Genomic DNA, 21,351 nt, shown 5'->3' on the forward strand with positions numbered 1-21,351 from the left:
TTTCAAAAAAAGCGACATTCAATTTTTTAACATTAAGGAATTAAGATATTAAGGGCATGAAGAAGGTTTAAATAATCTTAGTTGTCTTCTTTTCTTCATTTTCTTCATTTTTCAAAAAAAGCGACATTCAATTTTTTAACATTAAGGAATTAAGATATTAAGGGCATGAAGAAGGTTTAAATAATCTTAGTTGTCTTCTTTTCTTCATTTTCTTCATTTTTCAAAAAAAGCGACATTCAATTTTTTAACATTAAGGAATTAAGATATTAAGGGCATGAAGAAGGTTTAAATAATCTTAATGGTCTTCATTTCTTCATTTTCTTCATGTTTCAAAAAAAAGGCTGCCAAGATATTTTTGGAGACTCAGCGAATAAATTATTAATTTTGAAGATGGAACAATTATTAACTTTTGCCTAATCCTCTAAGCTTTTATCGTATTTTGATTTGAGGTATTGTTGTGAATTTTGGAATACTTTAAGAATCGATAAATACAAACGACAATTAAGCCTTATACAATTTGATCAATAATCAAATTTCATTATGAGAGGAGAATGGTCGCTTATTGCAATCCAATCTTCGTAAGTGCCGACTTCGAATTCGATAAGTTTTTCGAACATCGAAAGGGAAACAAAGGCATAATCAATATGATAAGGCTTGTTTTTGTTTTTATAAAGATAGAATGTTGGATGCTCTTCTTTTCCTTGAGTTTGGTTGAGATGTTTGTGGTAAATACTATGTATAGCTTTTGTAGAGAGCTTTTCCACAACATCCGAATGATTTCCGATTCTACTTGGTTTGTCCCAAATGGTATTGCTATTGAAGTCACCTGTTAGAATTACCAACTCATTTTCTAGAAGTTTCTCATAATAATTTATGGCTTTCCATACTTGTTCTACATATTGGCCATCTTTATCTTCCTTATTATTAGCCCAAATTGCAAATAGTGTAAAATTTATGCTGTCTCCTTTTACAATTACTGGCACAATATATTTTAAATCTGGATTATACTTTTGATGGATATTTAAAATATACTTTTCATTTGAAAAAATTCCAAGACCTTTGTGTTTATTATCGCCAATCCAAATCTGATTTTTGAGTAAATCTAAGTTTTTTTCGGTGTTCAGTTTTTCCAAGTTTTCGCATTCTTGGATTATTGTAATGTCCGGATTTTTAATAAAAATAGATTTTGCCTTTTTTCGAAATGCTCCTTGACAATTCCAAGTGATAATTTTCATAGCTATTAGAGCATTTTTGATAAGAAATGGAAGTTTTAGATGCCAAAAATGTTATATTGAAATCTAAAACTTCTAAAAGGAGATTATGGCTTAAATACCAATTTACCTTTCATTGCTTTCTCTATATCTTTTCGGTTGGTTAGTTCTGGTCTTTTACCACCTGTAGCAAACATCTCGGCTTGGTCATCGTAGTTTTTACTCATAAAATACCCACTTTGTCCCGTTGGATTGACACTTTGTGCCGCTTCAGGATTTCCAAAATCTATAATTCTACGTAAAGCTGGTCCATAAACCACTTTGTAGGTTCCGGTTGAATCCATGAAAAAGTCTAGATTATTGATTGTTTCTCTGCCGCCATTTACCGGTATTGGCCCTACATTAAACCACTTTCCAATCACGGGTACAATTCCCAAAGGATGTTTATGCTCTATGCTGTGCACTTTGCCCCATTTCCATTGCGATTGGTCTTTGCCTAATTGGGCGACCAGTTCTTGACTTGAAAGTGCCAAAGCTTTTGTGAAAATTGCCTTTCTTGTTTCTTTTTCGGGGGTGCTAACATTATCCCACCACTTAGAATTATCATTGTTCAAGAATACCGAAGTATTTCTTTTTAAACTAAAATTATGTTCAAAAGCCGCGAATTCCTCAGCACCTAACTCGTCCTGAAGAGAGAGTTTCATGATATTGTATAGGAGTTTGTAGAATATAGTGGGCTCTATATTTTCTAAATTGTGAGAGCCATCCCAAGCCATTAATGATTTTTTCAAATCTTTACCTTCTTGTGTCATTTCACTTTCAGGAATTGCCTCAAAGATAGATTTAACAGTGGCCGGATACATGCTACTTTTTACGTCATTGATTACTTCTCGTACAGATTCCTCCGTCCAGTCTATTTTGTCTGTGAAAATTAAGTCCTCAATTCGTTTGGCTCTATTTGCTGGCACATAATAACCCGGTACAAGTCCATTACCCATATCTTCAGGTTGGTTATTTGCTGTGTACAACACACCTCGCTCAGGATTTAGGATTTGAGGATTCAAACTGAAATCATACCAACCTTGTGGGTCGTCAAGACCAGTGGAACCGTCTAAAATCACAGCTGGGTTTACATGTTTTGGTCTTATCGGCAGTTTTCCTGCAGCCCACCAGCCAATGTTTCCTTCGGTATCTCCCCACATGAAGTTTAGCCCAGGCGATGTCAACGGAGCTACAGCTTTTGCCATTTCATTCGCATTTTTCGACTTACAAACATTGTAAAAAACATTAAGATGTTGTGACGGAAACTGATGATATACCCACCACAATGCAATAGGGTCTTTTATATTTTCAACGTTTTTGAATGCTCCATTTAGCAAATAGCCATGCCTGGTTTTTTTGACATCCAATACCACATCTGGCTTGTCTTTTACCTTTATGGTTTCTTTTCTGATAATTATATCTTCCCATGTATCCTTGTATTTTACCTGGTTTGGATTGGCAGGGTTTAATGTCTCTCTGAAAAAATCTGCATCGTCGTTTTCAAACATCGTAAGTCCCCAGCCTCCTTTGTCATTATGTCCCAAGGCCGGCACGGGTGTTCCGGCTAAGAAATTTCCGTATATTTTGAAAGTTGGACATTCTAAATGAGCTTCATACCAAACCGAAGGTTGCGAAAATGCAATATGCGTATCATTTGAAAGTATAGGTTTACCAGATTTCGTCTTTTTTCCAGCTATCACCCAGCCGTTGGATCCATGAAAAGGCGGATAAGGCAATTCTAGGTCCATTTTACTTAGACTATTGGCCATTATTGCCAAATTTTTTGCAGCACCAAGGTTTGCTTGTACGGGGATTTTGTACAAAGAATCGGGCCAAGCAGCCAGCACATCTTTGTAATAATCAGGGCCAAGTCTATTCAAAATGTCAGTTGAAACCGCCTCAGAGCCAAAAGCTCCCACAAATGTGTAGCCCATATAGCCAACAATGATTTCCATGTCCTCTAGCGTGAATTCTGTTTTGGGAATACCCGCTATAGAATACTCAATGGGCGTTTTGCCGTTTTTGATGTATTCATTTATGCCTTTAATGTATGCTTTGGCGGCGATTACGAAAGGAGAGTTGGGGTCTTTGTAAGTAGTAGCCATTGTAAGTTTGGCGTGTTCTCTAAAACTCAAAGTCCTAAAGAATTTGTCACTTTCTAGTGCTGCTTCACCAAACAATTCCGATAGGCGACCATCAGCCAATCGTCTCAATACTTCCATCTGGAAGAGTCGGTCTTGGGCATGCACGTAGCCAAATGTATAGAAAAGGTCTTCTTCGTTTTCGGCGTAAATATGTGGGATACCGTAATTGTCGTATAAAACTTCAACTTCAGATTTTAATTTCGGAAGATTAATTGTTCCATTTTGGCTTGGTTTTAAGTAGGTTAAATAACCATAAATAGATGCGACTAAAAGTATGATGATGGTCAAAACACCAAAAATTATTTTTTTGAAGGTTTTCATTGATTTGGTTTGAAGGATGATTTTTCAAAAATATGAAATTATATCATAGGATAGTACAATTCTTTATTTTTCTAAAAGAACTTAAAAATCTGATTTTAAGAAAAAATTAAGGTGTTTTTAAGAAAATATTTGAATGCTTTAATATTTTTATTGGATTTTTTCAAGAATTTTGAAAATTAAGGCACTCATAAACATACACTTAAAAAAATAATGGTGGTAAATTTGCAATGTAATCAAACAGAAAATTACCTATGGCATTAGCTAAACAGTTTTTGAAATCGAAGCCAGTTTGTAAAGTAACATTTGAGTTGGCCTCAGAACAAGTACAAGGAAATCAGGTTTTATTATTAGGAGATTTCAACAATTGGGATTCTGAAGGAACGCAATTGAAAAAACAAAAAAATGGAAATTACAAAGCTACTTTGGAATTACCAGTTGGAAACGACATCCAGTTCCGTTATTTAGTTGACGGTGAAAGTTGGATTAACGACGACGCTGCTGATAAGTATGTACCGTCAGGTGTTTCTGCTGATCTTAACTCGGTAGTTGTACTATAAAGATTTTTTATTTAAGGTTGAATAGATTTTAAAAATAGCGGTCATTTGATCGCTATTTTTTTGCTTTTTAATAAGGATAAACTGTTAGAAACTCCATAAAATTTTCTCTGTTTATTGTTTTAGCCTCTTTTGGTCTATAGTTTTCCATAAATATTGGCGGAAACTTTACTTTTTCTTTAGGATTCCATTTTAATTCAAAAACATAAATTTCTCCGTTTATTTCTTCGATATAATCTATCTCAGCCTTGTCTTTATTTCTCCAAAAATATGTTTTGCCATAATACCCATGATATGCCAATAGCTTTTTCCGTTCCACTATTAAAAAATTTTCCCATAGTGCTCCAATATCATTTCTTGCGGTGATTGGATTAAAATTTGAGATTAAAGCATTTCTAATGCCGTTATCATAAAAGAATATTTTTTTCTTTTTGTTTATCTCATTTCTCAAGTTCCGGCTAAATGTGCCTAATCTAAACACAACAAAAGCCTGTTCTAATAAATGGATATAGCTTTCTATTGTTTTTATATCTGCACCAACTGTTTGTGCTAATTCGCTCAATGATACCTCGCTTCCAACTTGAAACGCAATAGCAGTAAGAATTTTCTCTAGTATTTGTGGTTTTTTTATACCTACCAGTGCAAGTATGTCTTTGTATAAATAACTACTTGTAAGATTTTTTAAAATTTCTCGTGCATCGTTTTGTTCATTTATTATTTCTGGATATGTACCATATACCAAGTGATTATTTAGGTTTTTCATAACTTCTAAATAATTTTCATGTATCAAAAGCTCACCTATTGATATTGGAAATAAATTGTACTCCCATTTCCTTCCTGTTAATGGCTCCTGTGTGAGATTGGCTATGTCGAGCGACGAGGAAGCCGTGATGATAAGTTGATAGCCTTCGTTTGAGTCTAATATTTGTTTGCAAATGAGTCCAATATTTTCAATTCTTTGAGCTTCATCTAACAATATTAGTTTTTGATTGCCAAAGCTTAGTTTTAAGAAATTTATATTTTCTAATTTCCAAAGATTTTGAGTTTCTATTTCATCTCCATTAAAATAAACAAACTCTTTACCAGTAGAATTGGCCAAGTTTTTAATCAATGTTGTTTTCCCAACTTGCCTTGGGCCAAGTATGATTATTGCCTTTTTATAATCTATTCTTTTTTTAAGTTTATCTTCAAGAATTCTTTTTATCATTTCTTCTAGATTTAGAGTCAAAAGTATTAATAATAAATTTCAATTCCCAAAATATCGCTATTTTTAAGGATTCAATTCCCAAAATATCGCTATTTTTAAGGATTCAATTCCCAAAATATCGATTTTTAATACTATGATTCTAAAAATGAAAACTAATTTTAAAGTGATATTTTAACTCTAATGGGTCGACTACAGTATTTTTTTGCCACGAATGCACGAATTAACACGAATTAGTAGCTACGAAATATTATTAAATTAGCAACTGAAGCATCGCTTAGCGTCAATAAAAAAGTCAAAATTATTTCCAATAGACATTACACAATAAATCATGTACCAATATCCATTTTACGAGTAACTAATTGACCAATAAACTAATATACCAATACCCAACATGCCAATAACTAATCAACTAATACACCAATAACCAAGCCCTCAAGCAAACTCTGGCGACTGAATTCCCCTGATTTTACGGAATAGGTCCATGGCGTAGTTGTCGGTCATGCCTGATATGAAATCTACGATTGTCATTAGGTTTTGATAGAGTGTGTTTTCTTCCGAAATAATAAATTGGCTTGGAAGAAGCCTTAAGATTTTCTGTGATTTGGCTTGGGTATTATTTGTCAATGCTCCGACAAAATCCTCTAAAAGGCCATAAATGACATGGTAACCAGCTAATTCTTTCTCTACAACCGAGTGGTGGTTGTATATTTTTTGGAAAGAAAGTTTATCAATTTTCTTCAATTGTGCTATCGAATGTTCATCTATTAAATCTATCAAAGATTTATTAAGTGTGCCCTCCAAAAGTTTTTTCTCATTGATCATAAAGGCATCTGTGCATTTTCTGGTGAGGAGATTAATGAGCATGGCCCTTAAGAGCGAAAGTTTCTGGCTTTCATCGCTTATGGTAGTTAGTTTAGTTTGGATATATGCTTGACTATTGTCATTTTCAAACAATGGCAAAAGCAAACCCTCTGCTTCTTGGTAGGAGATTACGTTTAGCTTAAATGCATCTTCTAAATCTATGATTCTATAACAGATATCATCTGCAGCCTCTACCAAATAAACATAAGGATGACGAGCATAAACGTTTTTGTTTTCGTCTATTTTTTTTAAGCCTAATTCTTTTACAATTTCTTGATAATGTGGTATTTCTGAATCAAAAAAGCCTGATTTTTTTGTTCCTAAAGCTTGTTTGTTAAAACCAGAAATGGAGTCACAAGGATATTTTATAATCGAAACCAAAGAAGTATACGTAAGCTTCAACCCCGCACTTTGGAAAATGGTCGTCAGAATTCTGAATGCACTTGCATTGCCCTCAAATTTTTCCAAATCTTGCCTTTGGTTGTCATTTACTTTTTCTTTATTTTCTGATTTTGAAAAGAAATCAGTGAAAAATGTACGTATAGCTTCCTCTCCAAAATGCCCGTAGGGTGGATTTCCAATATCATGTGCTAAACATGCTGTTTGGATTACATCGGAAAGCTCAAATCTATAAAAATCGCTTACATTTTTTGAGAATTTGTTTTGGTATTTGTCTGACAATCTCTCACCGACAGCTTTACCCAGTGAGCGACCAACAGAGGCTACTTCTAAACTGTGTGTGAGTCTATTATGAACAAATACAGCTCCGGGAAGTGGAAATACTTGGGTTTTATTTTGCAATCGTCTAAACTGCGAAGAGAACACCACGCGGTCATAGTCACGCATATAATCGCCTCGAATTTCATCTCTGGCGTGGGTGTTTTGAGAACCCAGTCTTTTGTTTGAATATAGTGTTTCCCAGTTCATTTTAAATTTTTATTGCCTTTCTGAAATAGTGCGTTATGCCCCAAACGGAAGCAATTACCAGTAAAAGTATTAATATTTTCGAAAAAAGACCTTGGTTAGGATGCTGAATCAAAGTGCTTATTTCTTTGGCTTGGCTTCCGGTATATACTGCGAGCAGTGTTCTTGGCACCATGCCTGCAAATCCTCCTATCAAGATATTTCGAAGCTTAGCTCCAGAAATGGCAAAGGTTAGGTTTGTCAATGCGAACGGCAGAATAGGGGAGAGTTTTGCAAAAAAAATGATTTTTAACTCGTCTACTTTTATATTTTTCAGAAGATTTTTAACTTTTTCGTTTTTGTCGAAATAACTTTCCACCCAACTAAAATCCAGCTTTTTGTATAAAACATAAATCAGGAAAATAGCTCCAAAATTGATAATCAATAAATATGGTATTGCCGAAAAGCTCAAGAAATAGCCAAGAACAATTGCCAAAAATGTAGGAGGACAAAGGGCGATAGTTGCTCCAATAGTTAAGATAAGCGTTAAAATCAACCAAGACCAAACATTGAAATTGGAAATTTCGGATTCGTATTTTAAAAGATATAAACTTAAAATAGAAGTACTAAAAAGCGGCAATAAAGTGAAGCCAACAAAACTCAAAATAGAAGGTAGCCGAGATTGTTTCATTTTAGTTTTTTTTACAAACCATTATCATTCGGTCAGAGGCAAGGTCTTGATAGGGATTGAGTTCATAATCGCCATAAACATCTATTAGGGTCAAGTTTGAGGCTTCAAAAAAATGTTTGAAATCTTCTAAAAACAATAACTTTACACGCTCCTCATATTTATGGTTTTTGCCTTCATTTTCGAAACTTATGTTTTTGAAAATAAATCCAAATTCTATCCTTTTATTGATGTTAAATTGTATTCCATCTACGGTTTTTTCGTAATGAGAGTTGAATCCTTCTATAGCTTTTCGGCTGTTCATGTAGTCTAAAACCAATATTCCGCCAGATTTTAAACTATTTGACATGGCTTTTACTGCCTTTTGGTTTTCTTCTTGATTTTCAAAATAGCCAAAACTTGTAAATAAGTTGAGCATCACGTCAAAATATTCAGGGCGAAAAGTATCCCTTATGTCATGTTCATGAAATTGCAACTTCTCGTTTTCTGCACATTGAGCATGCCAAATATTGTTTGGCGATAAGTCTAAGCCCGTTACTTCGAAGTTTTTCGAATTAAGGTAAATAGCGTGTCTACCTTTACCACAAGCCATATCGCAGTATTGCCAATCACTACTGAAGTTGAGTTTTTCAGCCAAATTGTCAATAAACTTTTGTGCTTCATTTTCACCTCTACTTTTATATAAAATATGGTAAAACGGTGTATCGAACCATTCTGCAAACCATTCTGCCATATTAAGAATGCAAAGCTTTATATTCTTGATACACCATGGCTATGCCTTCTTTTAGGTTTATGGTGTGTTTCCATCCCAAGCTGTTAAGCTTGCTTACATCCATTAATTTTCGAGGAGTTCCGTCTGGTTTGTCAGTGTTCCAATGTATATCTCCTTCGTATCCCACTTCGGCTTTAATGGTTTCTGCAAGTTCTTTTATCGTCACGTCTACACCTGTTCCAATGTTTACAAGTGTGCTGTCATTATAGTTTTCCATGAGATAAACACAAGCTTCGGCAAGATCATCAGCATGTAAAAACTCACGCATCGGCGAACCTGTTCCCCAAAGCTCCACTTGTGGTTTGTTTTCCATTTTAGCCTCATGAAACTTACGAATCATTGCTGGCAACACGTGAGAAGTATTTAAATCATAATTATCATTCGGTCCGTACAAATTGGTTGGCATTACTGATATATAGTTGCAGCCGTATTGATCTCGGTAAGCTTCACACATTTTTATACCGGCTATTTTGGCTATAGCGTACGGCTCATTTGTGGGTTCCAGCAATCCTGTTAAAAGATACTCTTCTTTTAATGGTTGTGGAGCCAGTTTTGGGTATATACAAGACGAACCTAAAAACATCAATTTCTTTACGCCTGCCATATACGAGCCATGAATTACGTTGTTCTGGATTTGCAAGTTTTCATACAAAAACTGCCCTCTGAAGGTATTATTGGCTATTATTCCTCCAACCTTTGCAGCAGCCAAAAACACATAATCAGGTTTTTCTTTTTCCAAAAAATCAAATACTTCTTGGCTGTTTCTAAGGTCCAGTTCTTTTGAAGATTTTAATAGAAAATTGCTAAAACCCTTACTTTTTAGATTCCTAACTATCGCAGAGCCAACCATACCATTATGACCAGCCACATATATTTTGTCGGATAATTCCAATTTTTTAGTGAAATTTACGTTTTTAAAATTCAATTTGCATTGCAAAAGTACTACAGAAGAGACTTATAATGAAACGAATTCTATTCATATACTTTTTTTTATTGGGTCTTGGCCTCCAAGCTCAAGACGTGATACCGAAGGCCAAGACCAAAGAACAGCGTAAAGCTGATCGTAAAAAAATGACTTTGGAAGAGAAAATCGAGGATACGTTACCGATAGATGTTAACTTACCTAAACCAAAAGCTTCTATAAATCTACCTGGAGACAATAAAATCAGCTCTGTGGAAGATGCCAAAAAGTTTATGAACGAGACCATTCCGAATCTTTCGTCAGAGGTAAGATCAAAAAGTAAAAAAGCCAAAAAAGCGATTGAAAAGGCAAAGGCAGAGGTGTTTGATGGTAAGAATTACGAAAAAATTGCAATAGAAAAAAGAATCTACAAACGTGGATCAGGTAGTAGATTGCTCTATCAGGAGTTTTATATTTTAAAACAACATCAAAAGCCAAATCCATACAATCGAACACTGACTTGGTACGACGAAAAAAATAAGAAGTTTATTGATGCGATATCGAGAGATATTAAAACTAATAGTTTGCTTCATGGCCCATTTAGAGAATACCGTGGAGAAAAACTAATGAAGGAGGGTTTCTATTATCTAGGAGCAAAGCATGGCCGCTGGATGGAATACGACAAGGATTTTAATTTAGTAGATAAAGAATACTTCAATAAGGGATTTTATAATGAATCTCAAATAAGCTATTTTGGTTCTGACTCTGCAAAAATCAAAGAGATAATTCCGGTAATTTATGGAAAAACAACTGGAGATTATTGGAGGTTTTATGAAGACGGGACTTTAGCTGAAGAAGGTCATTATGACGATGGAAAAAAAGTTGGCCGTTGGGTGGAGTATTATGAGGGCGGTAACAGACGAAAAAAAGTAACGCAATACCCGAAAGATGCTTTCGATATAACTGAACCAAAATTGCTGCAAGAATATAGTGCTGATGGCAAAATGACCTATGATAGCAGTGCCATGAAATAAAGGTTTGTTTAAAAAAAGCATAAATTCAACTTCAATTTTAAATTCAAAAGTGAAATAAAAAGCTTCTTCAATTCTTAAATAGAAACTATAATTCAGATTTTGTGTTTTAACCCAAAAAACTCATTAGAAAATCGGTTACAATAAAATTTGGCTTCATACCTATTTCCGATCCTCTGCAAACCTATCTCGATAGGTTTTTCGATGCTCATCATAGCTATTTTGCAAAATATTATTTCGCCAGATTGTCTATTGAGCTTTTTGGCTTTAATTTTTATTCCAAAGAAAAACTCAAATGAAAAAACTATTATTCTTCCTATTAGGCTTTGCTATACTCTCTTGCAAAGAAAATCAAGAAATAAAATCTGGAATTTGGCGGGCAGAGATACCAACAGTAGAGGGTGTTTTACCTTTTAATATTGAAATAGAAAAAGACAAAGCCTTTGTTATCAACTCCGACGAAAAACTTGCCTTCGATACCTTGTTTTTCCAGAGCGACTCGTTACACCTAGTGATGCAACTCTTTGATGCTGAAATAATAGCCAAACTAAACGGCGAAGAAATGAATGGGATATTCAGAAAAAAAATGGCCGACTTAAGCAACAGAGAAGGAGCATTTAAGGCCAAGTTTAATCAAAGTTTTAGATTTGAAAATGGAAAAGAAAATAAGAAATTAGCGAACAAATATTCTGTAGTTTTTGATGATGGCGAAAGTACTTATGAAGCCGTGGGTATTTTCAAACAAACTGGAAACAGCGTAAAAGGAACCTTCCTGACTACTACTGGTGATTATCGATATTTAGATGGAAACGTGGTTGGAGATAGCCTGAAACTAAGCTGTTTTGACGGAAACCATACGTTTTTGTTTAAAGCCAAAATTCAAAATGATAGCTTAGTTGGCGGTACTTTTTGTTATAGTTTAAAAGTTGTAGAAAAATGGTCGGGCATAAAAAACGAAAAGGCAGAATTACCCGATCCTCACAGTTTAACCTTCCTAAAACCGGGCTTCGAAAGTTTGGAATTTAGCTTCCCAGACTTTGACGGTCATCAGGTTTCATTAAAAGACGATAGATTTAAAAACAAAGTAACTATAGTGCAGGTCTTGGGCTCTTGGTGCCCGAACTGCATGGATGAAACGCGGTTTTTAGCCAATTTCAAAAAGCAAAATCCAAACGTAGAAATAATAGGCTTGGCATTTGAAAAGTCTTTAGAGCCAAGTTTTGTTAAACCAAAAATAGAAAGACTAAAAACAAGATTTGGAGTAAACTATCCTATCTTACTAGCAGGATTAAACGATAAAGAAGACGCTTCAAAAAAACTCCCAATGCTCAACAAAATCATCAGTTTTCCAACAACCATTATTATTGACAAAAAGGGCATAGTCCGCCAAATACATACGGGCTTTAGTGGACCGGGCACTGGTGAGTATTACAATAGTTTTGTGGAAGATTTTAGGAGATTTGTTGAGAAATTGGAAAAGGAGTAATGTATTAGTTACTATTCTTCTTTTTTAGTAATTGTTAAATCTACCATTTCCACATATATTTTTTACTTTATACCAATACTTCTCAAAAAAATATAATAGTATGCTTGCATAACAATATTTTATTTTTTTACTTTGCAATTAGTATGCAAGCATACTATTCTGTTTGATCTTTTAAATAAATTATAGATATGTCACTAGTAGCTGAAAATGAAGCATTGAAAGGAGGGGAGTTCTTAATTAAAGAATCAACTGCCGACCAAATTTTTATCCGTGAAGAGTTCAACGAAGAACAGCAAATGATTGCTGAAACTTGTAGAGACTTTTTAAAGACAGAAATCTGGCCTATTTTAGATGAAATAGATTATGCTAAATCACCAGATTTGATTTCATCTTTGATGGACAAAGCTGGCGAACTTGGTCTTTTAGGCACAGCTGTTCCCGAAGAATATGGTGGTTTTGGAATGAGCTTCAATACTTCTATGTTAGTAGCGGAAGTTTTGGGTGCTGGTCATTCTTTCTCTGTAGCACAATCAGCACATACTGGCATTGGTACTTTGCCTATTCTATATTATGGTAATGAAGAACAAAAGCAAAAATATCTTCCAAACCTTGCTTCTGGTGTTTGGAAAGCTGCCTACTGTTTAACTGAGCCAGATTCAGGTTCGGATGCCAACGGAGCAAAATCTAAAGCCGAGTTGACTGCAGATGGCAAACATTATAAAATCAACGGTACAAAAATGTGGATCACCAATGGTGGTTTTGCTGATATATTTATTGTTTTTGCTAAAATAGAGGACGATAAAAATCTTACGGCATTTATTGTTGAGAAGGATTTTGGTGGTATCACGATGAATGAGCCGGAGAAAAAACTTGGAATTAAAGGTTCTGATACACGTCAAGTTTTCTTCAACGACTGCATGGTACCTGTTGAAAATATGCTTTCGGACAGGCAAAATGGTTTTAAAATAGCAGTAAATATCCTTAATATTGGACGTATCAAATTAGGGATTGCAGCAGTTGGTGGCTCAAAAGGCGTATTAAATCATGCTATAAACTATGCCAACGAGCGTAAGCAATTCGGAATTTCTATCGGAAGGTTTGGAGCGATTAAGCACAAATTAGCCGAAATGGCTACGAAGATTTGGGTAAGTGAGACTGCTTGTTACAGGGCTGGACAAAACATTGACGACCTAATCGAAACTTTTGTAGCTTCAGGTATGGACGATGCAAGTGCCAAACTGAAAGCTTTGGAGCAATATGCCATAGAGTGTGCAATCTTGAAAGTTCATGGTTCTGAAACATTAGATTATGTAACAGACGAAGGTTTGCAAGTTTACGGCGGTATGGGCTATTCTGCCGATGCACCTATGGAAAGAGCTTACAGAGATTCAAGAATCAATAGAATATTTGAAGGTACCAACGAAATCAACCGTATGTTGATATTGGATATGTATCTAAAAAGGGCCATGAAAGGCGAGTTAGATCTTTTAGGTCCAGCAACTGCTGTAGGTAAAGAAATACTTTCGATTCCATCTTTCGAGTCTGATGAGGACGAAATAATGTTCTCAGCCGAGAAAAAAGTAATCAAAAACTTGAAAAAGGCAGCTTTGATGATTGCTGGAGCTGCAGTTCAAAAATTCATGATGAAGCTATCACATGAGCAAGAGATATTGATGAATGTTGCTGATATGATCACAGAGATTTACGCTGCTGAATCGGCACTTTTAAGAGTAGAAAAACTAGTTGTCATAAAAGGCGAAGAGGCCGTTGTTTTGCAAAAAGACATGACGATGGTTTATCTGCAAGAGGCAGTTGAGAAGTGTAACTCAGCAGGCAGAGAAGCTATAACAGCATTCGCTGAAGGAGACGAACTAAGAGTAATGCTAATGGGACTAAAGCGTTTTACAAAAATCGACCCGATAAATATGAAAGATGCAAGAAGAAGAGTCGCAGATGCACTTTTAGCTGAAAATAAATACATATTTTAATAAAATAGAACTCCATTTCGCTTCTCTTTTCGAGAAGGGGTAGTAGGAGGGAAGAATATTTTGGCTTAGAATCAACAATTAAAAACCAATAAACCAGTCTTATATCATTTAGGGCTGGTTTTTAATTTTTGTCAGTTTGTTATAGAATTACATGATTTGGCAAACTGGTCAAAAAAAAGTAGCTCAAAATTATTTAAGCTACCTTATTCAATATTCAGATAGTTTTAAGCAACTTCCTCAACAATAGTAATTTTCTGTATTTTGTCGCCTTGACGAATCAAATCAACTACATCCAAACCCTCAACAACTTTACCAAAGCAAGTATGATTTCTGTCTAGGTGCTGTGTGTTTGTTCTATTATGGCAGATGAAAAACTGTGAGCCGCCTGTGTTTCTTCCTCTATGAGCCATTGAGAGTACTCCTTTGTCGTGATATTGCAATTCTCCGTCTAATTCGCATGGAATTGTATATCCTGGGCCACCACCACCTGTACCGTCTGGATCTCCACCTTGTACCATAAAATTAGGTATCACTCTATGGAAGATTAAACCATCATAAAATCCTTTTTTTGACAAATCAATAAAATTTTGAACTGCTATTGGAGCATCAGTATCATAGAATTCGATAAGCATTGTACCCTTATCGGTTATCATTTCAGCTTTACGCATTGTATTTTTTGTTTAGTTTTACTGCAAATTTAGGTGAGAAATCTGGTTTTGCATTTTAAAATTCAGTAATTCTTTGTTTAGAAATTTCTGTATTCAATAAAAAAGGAATAGTTTTTGAATACATTTATTTTAGAATCAAAAGGAAACCTATTCTTTTAATATAAATTTGCTTTTCATTTTAAAAATTTAAAATGCACCTAATAAAAAATATTGAGATTGTAATTTGTGGTCTAGGTTATGTGGGGTTACCTTTAGCAGTGGAGTTTGGTAAAAATATCCCTACTATTGGCTTTGATATAAATTCGCAAAGAGTAGAAGAATTAAAAAAAGGAATCGATAAAACGCTTGAACAAACTAGTGAAGAAATATCGGCTTCAACTTTTTTAAGTTTCACTTCTGAAATAGAAACAATTAATGTTTCTACTAAAAATAAAGTTTACATTGTAACTGTTCCTACGCCAATAGACGCATATAAAAAACCTGACCTTAAACCATTACTTTCTGTTAGTAAAACAATAGGAGAGGTTCTTAAGAAAGGAGATATAGTTATTTACGAGAGTACAGTTTATCCTGGCTGTACAGAAGATGACTGTGTACCTGTTTTAGAAAAGCACAGTGGATTAAAGTTTAATCAAGACTTTTTCTGCGGTTATTCTCCAGAGAGAATTAATCCAGGGGATAAGAAAAATACACTCACAAAGATTCTGAAAATCACTTCTGGCTCAACACCCGAAATAGCAGATTTAGTAGATCAATTGTATGGTTCGATTATCGAAGCAGGTACTTATAAAGCTCCTTCATTAAAAGTAGCAGAAGCAGCCAAGTTGATAGAAAACTGCCAAAGAGATGTCAATATTTCTTTTGTGAACGAACTTGCCCTGATATTTGAAAAAATGAACTTGGATACTACCGAAGTATTGAAAGCAGCAGGAACTAAATGGAATTTTCTTAAATTTCAGCCAGGTTTGGTGGGAGGACATTGTATTGGCGTAGATCCATACTATATGCTTTATAAATCAGAACAATTGGGTTATTATCCTGCTTTGATTGGTTCAGGTAGAAGGATTAACGACAATATGGGCGTATTTGTGGCCAATAAAGTTGTTAAATTGATGATTAGCAAAGGCATCAATGTTAAAGATTCCAAGGCTTTGATTTTGGGTTTTACCTTTAAAGAAAACTGCCCTGATATCAGAAACACCAAGGTTATAGATATTTACAATGAATTGAAGGATTTTGGCATTCAAACGGATGTATATGATCCTTGGGCTGATAATGAGGAGGTGAATCATGAATATGGAATAAGTTTGAAAGCAGATTTAAACCAAAAATATGATTTAATAATCCATGCCGTTAATCATCAAGTTTTTGAGAAATTAAACATCGGAGACTTTGCTGCTAAAAGCCATGTTTTGTTTGATGTAAAAAGTACTTTGGATAAGTCAATTGTAGATGCAAGGTTATAAAATGGATTAGAAAATGCTTTTTTTTAACATGAAGACAGTGAAGTAATGAAGACCATTAAGTTATTTAAAGCTTTCTTCATGCACTTAATTTCTTAATTCCTTAATGTTAAAACATTGACGGTTGCTTTTTTTTTTAAAATGATGACAATGAATAAATGTAGACCATTAGGATTTTCTTATCCCCTTAATTCTATAATTTTAAAACATTGGAGGAGGTGAAGACCATTAAGATATTTCTTTTTACTTAATGCACTTAAATATCTTTATGTTACATATTTGAAGGAAGAATTTTATTCTATTTTTGTAATTTAAAATTAATATATTGAAATTAATAGATATAATAGCCGGTGCTCGTCCAAACTTTATGAAGATAGCACCTATAATTGATGCCTTCAAAAGACATAACTTTGAAGCAAAAGGAATAAAATATCGCTTAATACATACAGGTCAGCACTATGACAAAAACATGAGTGAGACCTTCTTTGATCAATTAGGTATTCCACATCCAGATATCAACCTCCAAGTAGGCTCGGGCACCCAAGCAGAGCAAACGGCAAAAATAATGGTGGCTTATGAGAAAATTTTATTAGAAAACCCATCTGATCTTTGTATTGTTGTTGGTGACGTTACCTCTACGATGGCTTGCTCTATAGCAGCTAGAAAATTAAATATTCGCGTTGCACATATAGAAGGAGGCATCCGTTCGTATGACGAAACCATGCCAGAGGAAATCAATAGAAAGGTTACGGATGCTATTACCAATTATTTCTTTACAACGTCAGAGGTAGCCAATCAAAACTTAAAAAGAGAAGGGATAAAGCCCGAACAAGTTTTTTTTGTGGGTAATACCATGATTGATACTTTATTGAAAAATATGGACAGGCTCAAAAAGCCCCAAATCTGGGAGGATAATGGTTTAAAAGAAAATGAATACATCGTCATGACACTTCACCGTCCAGCCAATGTTGATAGCCCAGAAAATCTAAAAAAATTAGTTAAGATATTAAGTGAAACAGTAAGTCCAAATAAAATTATATTCCCAATCCACCCGCGTACAAAGAAAATCTACGAAAGTCTAGACTTACAACCTGAAAATATTGTACTTTCTGAGCCAATGGGGTATTTAGAGTTTAATTTTTTAGTCAAAAATGCTAAATTGGTAATCACAGATTCAGGCGGTATTACAGAAGAAACTACTGTAATGAAAGTGCCTTGTTTGACATTACGTGATTCAACAGAAAGGCCAGAAACTTGTACAATTGGCACCAATATGCTAATCGGAACAGATCCCTATAAACTTATAGAACCCCTTCAAAATATCTTTGCAGGCAAATGGAAAAAAGGTGAAATACCAGTTCTTTGGGACGGGAAGACTTCGGATAGAATTGCAGAGGTGCTAGAGAGGATAATGTAGTTTTTTTGTCATTCATTTTCATTTCGAGCGTAGTCGGTTTTCTGTCAGTTCGAGCGTATTACGTCTATTGTCAGTTCGAGCATTTCGAAATTTGATTTAGTAAAATCAAATGAAGAAACTAGCGTAGCTATCGAGAACAGTTCGAGCAGACCAAATCCGAATGGTAATTCGGATTAAGGTTCGGCCATAGGTCTCGAGAACACGTGGAGTACAGTTAATTTACAGTTGAATTTGGCATTTGACTAGCATCTCGAGACCTAAAGGTCGCAATTTCATTCAAATTATCATCTGAATTTCATTGTGCTCGATGTGACAGACGTCATCACGAGAACTACGGTCGCAATTTCATCTGAATTTCATTGTGCTCGATGTGCATCTCGACTACGCTCGATGTGACAATGCGAATGTCAGTTCGAGCGTAGTCGAGAACACGTGGGTTACGTTAAATTTCTTAACATTATTAACATTGGCGTTCATCTCGAGACCTGCGGTCGCAATTTCGTTCAGATTATTATCTGAATTTCATTACGCTCGATGTGCATCTCGACTACGCTCGATGTGACAAGCCTTTTGTCAGTTAAAGCATTTCGAAGTTTGATTTGATAAAATCAATTGAAGAAACTAGCGTAGCAATCCAGAATACCTAGAGTTTTAAAAATCAAGATTTACACACTTTCACCCATTTCTGAAATTTTCAGAATTTGAATCATTTCTACATTTTGAAAGCTCTTTTAGTCTGTCCCAATTTTTTTCTATTAAAGCCTCTTTCTTTTTACCAGACCATTTCTTTATCTTCTTTTCAAATTCTATGCATTGTTTTACATCTTGAAAAACCTCATAAAATTGGATTTCAACAGGTCTTCGAGAATAGGTGTAAGACTTTTCATTAATACCCGATTCATGCTCGTAAAGTCTACGTTCCAAGTTATTGGTTATGCCGGTATAATAGGTGCCGTCTGCACATTTAAGGATATACAAAAAGTAAGTACGCATAGGCAAAGGTGAATTATTTGATTTTCAAAAATATGTTATTGTAGGCTTAAATAAAAAAAATTTATGTGTTTTTTTTGCGGTTAATTTTCGTGAGATATTTTCAATTTGAGGGTAAGAGGTTTCCTGTCATTTCGAACGTATTTGGTCTTCTGTCAGTTGCAGCATATTACGTCTATTGTCAGTTCGAGCGTAGTCGAGAACACGTGGGTTACAGCAAATCATATCTGCAATTGATATGTGGCTTGTATCTCGACTTCGCTCGATGTGACAGACTTCACTTCGAGACCTACGGTCGCAATTTCATTCAGATTAACATCTGAATTTCATTGTGCTCAATGTGACAAGCCTTTTGTCAGTTCGAGCATTTCGAGGTTTGATTTGGTAAAATCAAATGAAGAAACTAGCATAGCTATCGAGAACACTTGAGATGTCGCAAATCATATCTGCAATTGATATGTGGCTTGCATCGCGAGACCTGCGGTCGCAATTTCATTCAGATTATTATCTGAATTTCATTGTTCTCGATGTGCATCTCGAGACCTGCGGTCGCAATTTCATTCAGATTAACATCTAAATTTCATTGTTCTCGATGTGTAAGCTGAAAGAATGAAAGAAGCTATCAAAAGCCTCTAAGTTAATCAGGGCACTTGGTTAGTAAGTTTTTTGAAATGTTTTGTTTTGGGACAACTTGTATCTCTTACTAATTAAGGTTAGTTATTTACTTTATAAAGATAAAAAGTAACTTTCATAAGATTCTTAAGCACTATAAGATGTTTGTTATTAAGTAAAACACTTTGGCAATTTGCTAAATGTTTTGTAATACTTAGTATCAATTCTTATCCATCAAGTAAAACGCCCATTTTAGTTTAGGCTATAATTATTTTTATAGTATCGAAACAATGTTTGTAAAAACAAAAAAGGCCTTTTTCTCGCGAGGAAAAAGACCCTTTGGAATACGTACCTTGAAAATCAGACTTCAATACTACGTCAATTCTTTTGTTTTTTATATGCTGCGGGACGGTTTTTTTTAATTTTTTTTACTGATAAGCAAAATGAGCTACAGAAAAAAAGGAAGTCCTGCCATGTCGCAGGCAGTTCAGAGGATTTCGGGAGTGAAGTCCATCGCAGCCGACCTAGACCTCGGCAATGGTTTAACAGTTGCTGAGTATCAGACAGCTATCGACGAAGTGGAAACAGTGCTCAACACCTACAACACGCATTTGTCGCTGGCCGATGAACTCAAAAACAATTTGGAAAGCAAGGAGAAAGAGTTAAGAAACTTCTCCGAACGCATGCTCACTGGTGTAGCTGCCAAGTATGGTAAAGATTCCAATCAATACCAAATGGCAGGTGGCACAAGAAGGTCTGCTTACAAGCGGACAGTTCGACGAAAGACTACCGTGCTGGCTTAAACCTGAAAACCCAAGATTATACGCTTGGGTTTTTTTATGTTCCAGCATTACATAGGTGTTTCATTAAACATGTTGAATATTAAGGAACTAGATTGGTTTTATATTTTTTTGAAAATTGAGATTTAATAGTATTTGAATATTTTTTTATTTTGAACTTTATTTTGAACTTGAGCTTAAACATGAATTTGATTTTAAAATTTAATCTTGGATTTAACCTTAATCTTTGAATTTGAACTTTGTCTTAATTCCCATGAAGCTCAAATAATTCTTAATTAGGCCTATTAAATTCACTTCATCTGATATACCATATAATCAAAAAACATTTAGTTTTCCTTTAATTTTTAAGGGAAATGCTTACTTTTGCAAATGATAAGATAGTCGTAAAAAGAAATGTTAGCCCATAACGAAAAGATTAACCCCTTAGTGCAAAAAAAACAAGCTACAGATTCTAATTGGTATGTCCTTTATACGAAAAGTAGACACGAAAAAAAGGTGGCCGATATGCTCCTTCAAAAAGGTTTTGAGGCATTTTGCCCTCTAAAAACTGTTACTAAAGTTTGGTCTGATCGTAAGAAAAAAGTAGAAGCACCACTTTTCAATTCCTATCTCTTTGTGAAACTTCGAGAATCTGAGCTTAGGCAGGTGTTTTCTGTACCAGGGGTAGTTCGGTATATCTATTGGTGTGGAAAACCCGCCATTGTAAAAGATCATGAAATAGATGAAATAAAAAGATGGTTAAATGTTTATGACCATGAGGCCATTGAGGTTTCATATTACAATCCAAACGATAAAGTGAAAATCCTTTCAGGCAATTTTATAAATCAAGAAGCAAAAATAATACGCCAAAATGGATCAAATTTGGTAATGTATTTGGAAGGTTTAGGAATAAAATTATTGACTAAATTAGATAATATTATTTTAGAAAAGGCAAGTTAGGTTTATTCTAAATATTTATGAATAGTGAGTGTTGTGTTGCTAGTGGTGATTATTGAGCATTGTTTGTGAGTTGTGAGTATTGAGTTTAGTTTGTGAGGTTGAGTTTCGAGAATTGAATTTGAACTTGAACTTGAATTTGAATTTGTAAAGTGTATTTTAGGTCATTTAAAAATGTGACTGAGAGGGCGAAGCTGTATAAAAGCAGTACGATTTTCAATAAAAAAACACATTTTCAAAAAAAAGATTTCTTGAATTTATCAAAACAGAAATACGCTTAACCTCCCAATAGCTTTGGGACGCCAAAAACAAATAAACCAAAAACAAATAAACCAATAACTAATAAACCAATAACT

The 21,351-nt window shown here is 34.6% G+C and carries 18 protein-coding genes; 9 read left to right on the forward strand and 9 right to left on the reverse strand.

The genetic code is table 11. From position 1 onward, the window contains the following. Positions 1–521: 521 nt before the first annotated feature. Positions 522–1,235, reverse strand: a complete 714-nt coding sequence (locus EGI22_RS15645) for an endonuclease/exonuclease/phosphatase family protein (protein ID WP_255069350.1) — start codon at positions 1,233–1,235, stop codon at positions 522–524. 83 nt (positions 1,236–1,318) lie between these two features. Then, positions 1,319–3,718 (reverse strand): penicillin acylase family protein, encoded by a 2,400-nt coding sequence (locus EGI22_RS15650; RefSeq protein ID WP_255069351.1) that lies wholly within the window; start codon positions 3,716–3,718, stop codon positions 1,319–1,321. Positions 3,719–3,969: 251 nt separating this feature from the next. Here EGI22_RS15650 and EGI22_RS15655 point away from each other — a divergent pair, with 251 nt between their 5' ends. Next, positions 3,970–4,275 (forward strand): isoamylase early set domain-containing protein, encoded by a 306-nt coding sequence (locus tag EGI22_RS15655; RefSeq protein ID WP_255069352.1) that lies wholly within the window; start codon positions 3,970–3,972, stop codon positions 4,273–4,275. 67 nt (positions 4,276–4,342) lie between these two features. Here the strand turns inward: EGI22_RS15655 and EGI22_RS15660 are convergent, their stop codons facing one another. The 5 genes from EGI22_RS15660 to EGI22_RS15680 form a co-directional block, all read right to left on the reverse strand. After that, entirely contained in the window at positions 4,343–5,479 is a 1,137-nt protein-coding gene (locus EGI22_RS15660) for an ATP-binding protein (RefSeq protein WP_255069353.1), read from the reverse strand. 432 nt (positions 5,480–5,911) lie between these two features. Further along, positions 5,912–7,267, reverse strand: a complete 1,356-nt coding sequence (locus EGI22_RS15665; protein WP_255069354.1) for a deoxyguanosinetriphosphate triphosphohydrolase — start codon at positions 7,265–7,267, stop codon at positions 5,912–5,914. A 1-nt stretch (position 7,268) separates the two neighbouring features. After that, positions 7,269–7,934: a TVP38/TMEM64 family protein gene (locus EGI22_RS15670; protein ID WP_255069355.1), complete on the reverse strand. Its 666-nt coding sequence runs from the start codon at positions 7,932–7,934 to the stop codon at positions 7,269–7,271. A 1-nt stretch (position 7,935) separates the two neighbouring features. Further along, positions 7,936–8,664, reverse strand: a complete 729-nt coding sequence (locus EGI22_RS15675; protein ID WP_255069356.1) for a cyclopropane-fatty-acyl-phospholipid synthase family protein — start codon at positions 8,662–8,664, stop codon at positions 7,936–7,938. 1 nt (position 8,665) lies between these two features. Next, positions 8,666–9,595: a GDP-L-fucose synthase gene (locus EGI22_RS15680; protein WP_255069357.1), complete on the reverse strand. Its 930-nt coding sequence runs from the start codon at positions 9,593–9,595 to the stop codon at positions 8,666–8,668. A gap of 68 nt (positions 9,596–9,663) precedes the next feature. Here EGI22_RS15680 and EGI22_RS15685 point away from each other — a divergent pair, with 68 nt between their 5' ends. From EGI22_RS15685 to EGI22_RS15695, 3 genes are all read left to right on the forward strand, one after another. Continuing rightward, positions 9,664–10,638 carry a toxin-antitoxin system YwqK family antitoxin gene (locus EGI22_RS15685; protein WP_255069358.1) on the forward strand — a complete coding sequence of 325 codons (975 nt, stop codon included), beginning with the start codon at positions 9,664–9,666 and terminating at the stop codon, positions 10,636–10,638. 292 nt (positions 10,639–10,930) lie between these two features. Beyond that, positions 10,931–12,121, forward strand: a complete 1,191-nt coding sequence (locus tag EGI22_RS15690; RefSeq protein ID WP_255069359.1) for a TlpA disulfide reductase family protein — start codon at positions 10,931–10,933, stop codon at positions 12,119–12,121. A 188-nt stretch (positions 12,122–12,309) separates the two neighbouring features. After that, complete coding sequence (locus EGI22_RS15695; RefSeq protein ID WP_255069360.1) at positions 12,310–14,109, forward strand: acyl-CoA dehydrogenase family protein; 1,800 nt, start codon at positions 12,310–12,312, stop codon at positions 14,107–14,109. 224 nt (positions 14,110–14,333) lie between these two features. On the opposite strand, the gene EGI22_RS15700 is transcribed toward EGI22_RS15695, so the two are convergent. Then, positions 14,334–14,777 (reverse strand): peptidylprolyl isomerase, encoded by a 444-nt coding sequence (locus tag EGI22_RS15700; RefSeq protein ID WP_255069361.1) that lies wholly within the window; start codon positions 14,775–14,777, stop codon positions 14,334–14,336. A 191-nt stretch (positions 14,778–14,968) separates the two neighbouring features. Here EGI22_RS15700 and EGI22_RS15705 point away from each other — a divergent pair, with 191 nt between their 5' ends. Beyond that, the gene (locus tag EGI22_RS15705) at positions 14,969–16,243 is read left to right on the forward strand and encodes a nucleotide sugar dehydrogenase (protein ID WP_255069362.1); all 1,275 of its coding nucleotides are present in this window, start codon (positions 14,969–14,971) and stop codon (positions 16,241–16,243) included. 322 nt (positions 16,244–16,565) lie between these two features. Then, the gene (gene wecB / locus EGI22_RS15710; RefSeq protein WP_255069363.1) at positions 16,566–17,657 is read left to right on the forward strand and encodes a non-hydrolyzing UDP-N-acetylglucosamine 2-epimerase; all 1,092 of its coding nucleotides are present in this window, start codon (positions 16,566–16,568) and stop codon (positions 17,655–17,657) included. Between the two features lie 675 nt (positions 17,658–18,332). Here the strand turns inward: wecB and EGI22_RS15715 are convergent. Then, on the reverse strand, positions 18,333–18,650 hold the full coding sequence (locus tag EGI22_RS15715) for a GIY-YIG nuclease family protein (protein ID WP_255069364.1): 318 nt from the start codon (positions 18,648–18,650) through the stop codon (positions 18,333–18,335). Positions 18,651–18,887: 237 nt separating this feature from the next. On the opposite strand from EGI22_RS15715, the gene EGI22_RS15720 reads away from it, so the two are divergent. The 3 genes from EGI22_RS15720 (at position 18,888) to EGI22_RS15730 (ending at position 20,998) form a co-directional block, all read left to right on the forward strand. Beyond that, the gene (locus EGI22_RS15720) at positions 18,888–19,076 is read left to right on the forward strand and encodes a hypothetical protein (RefSeq protein WP_255069365.1); all 189 of its coding nucleotides are present in this window, start codon (positions 18,888–18,890) and stop codon (positions 19,074–19,076) included. 626 nt (positions 19,077–19,702) lie between these two features. Further along, the gene (locus EGI22_RS15725; protein ID WP_255069366.1) at positions 19,703–20,062 is read left to right on the forward strand and encodes a hypothetical protein; all 360 of its coding nucleotides are present in this window, start codon (positions 19,703–19,705) and stop codon (positions 20,060–20,062) included. Between the two features lie 423 nt (positions 20,063–20,485). Next, a complete protein-coding gene (locus EGI22_RS15730) occupies positions 20,486–20,998 on the forward strand; it encodes a UpxY family transcription antiterminator (RefSeq protein ID WP_255069367.1) in 513 nt (170 codons plus the stop codon). Positions 20,999–21,351 lie beyond the last annotated feature (353 nt).

It is taken from the genome of Lacihabitans sp. LS3-19, from assembly GCF_024343575.1.
Taxonomy (GTDB): Bacteria; Bacteroidota; Bacteroidia; order Cytophagales; family Spirosomataceae; genus Leadbetterella.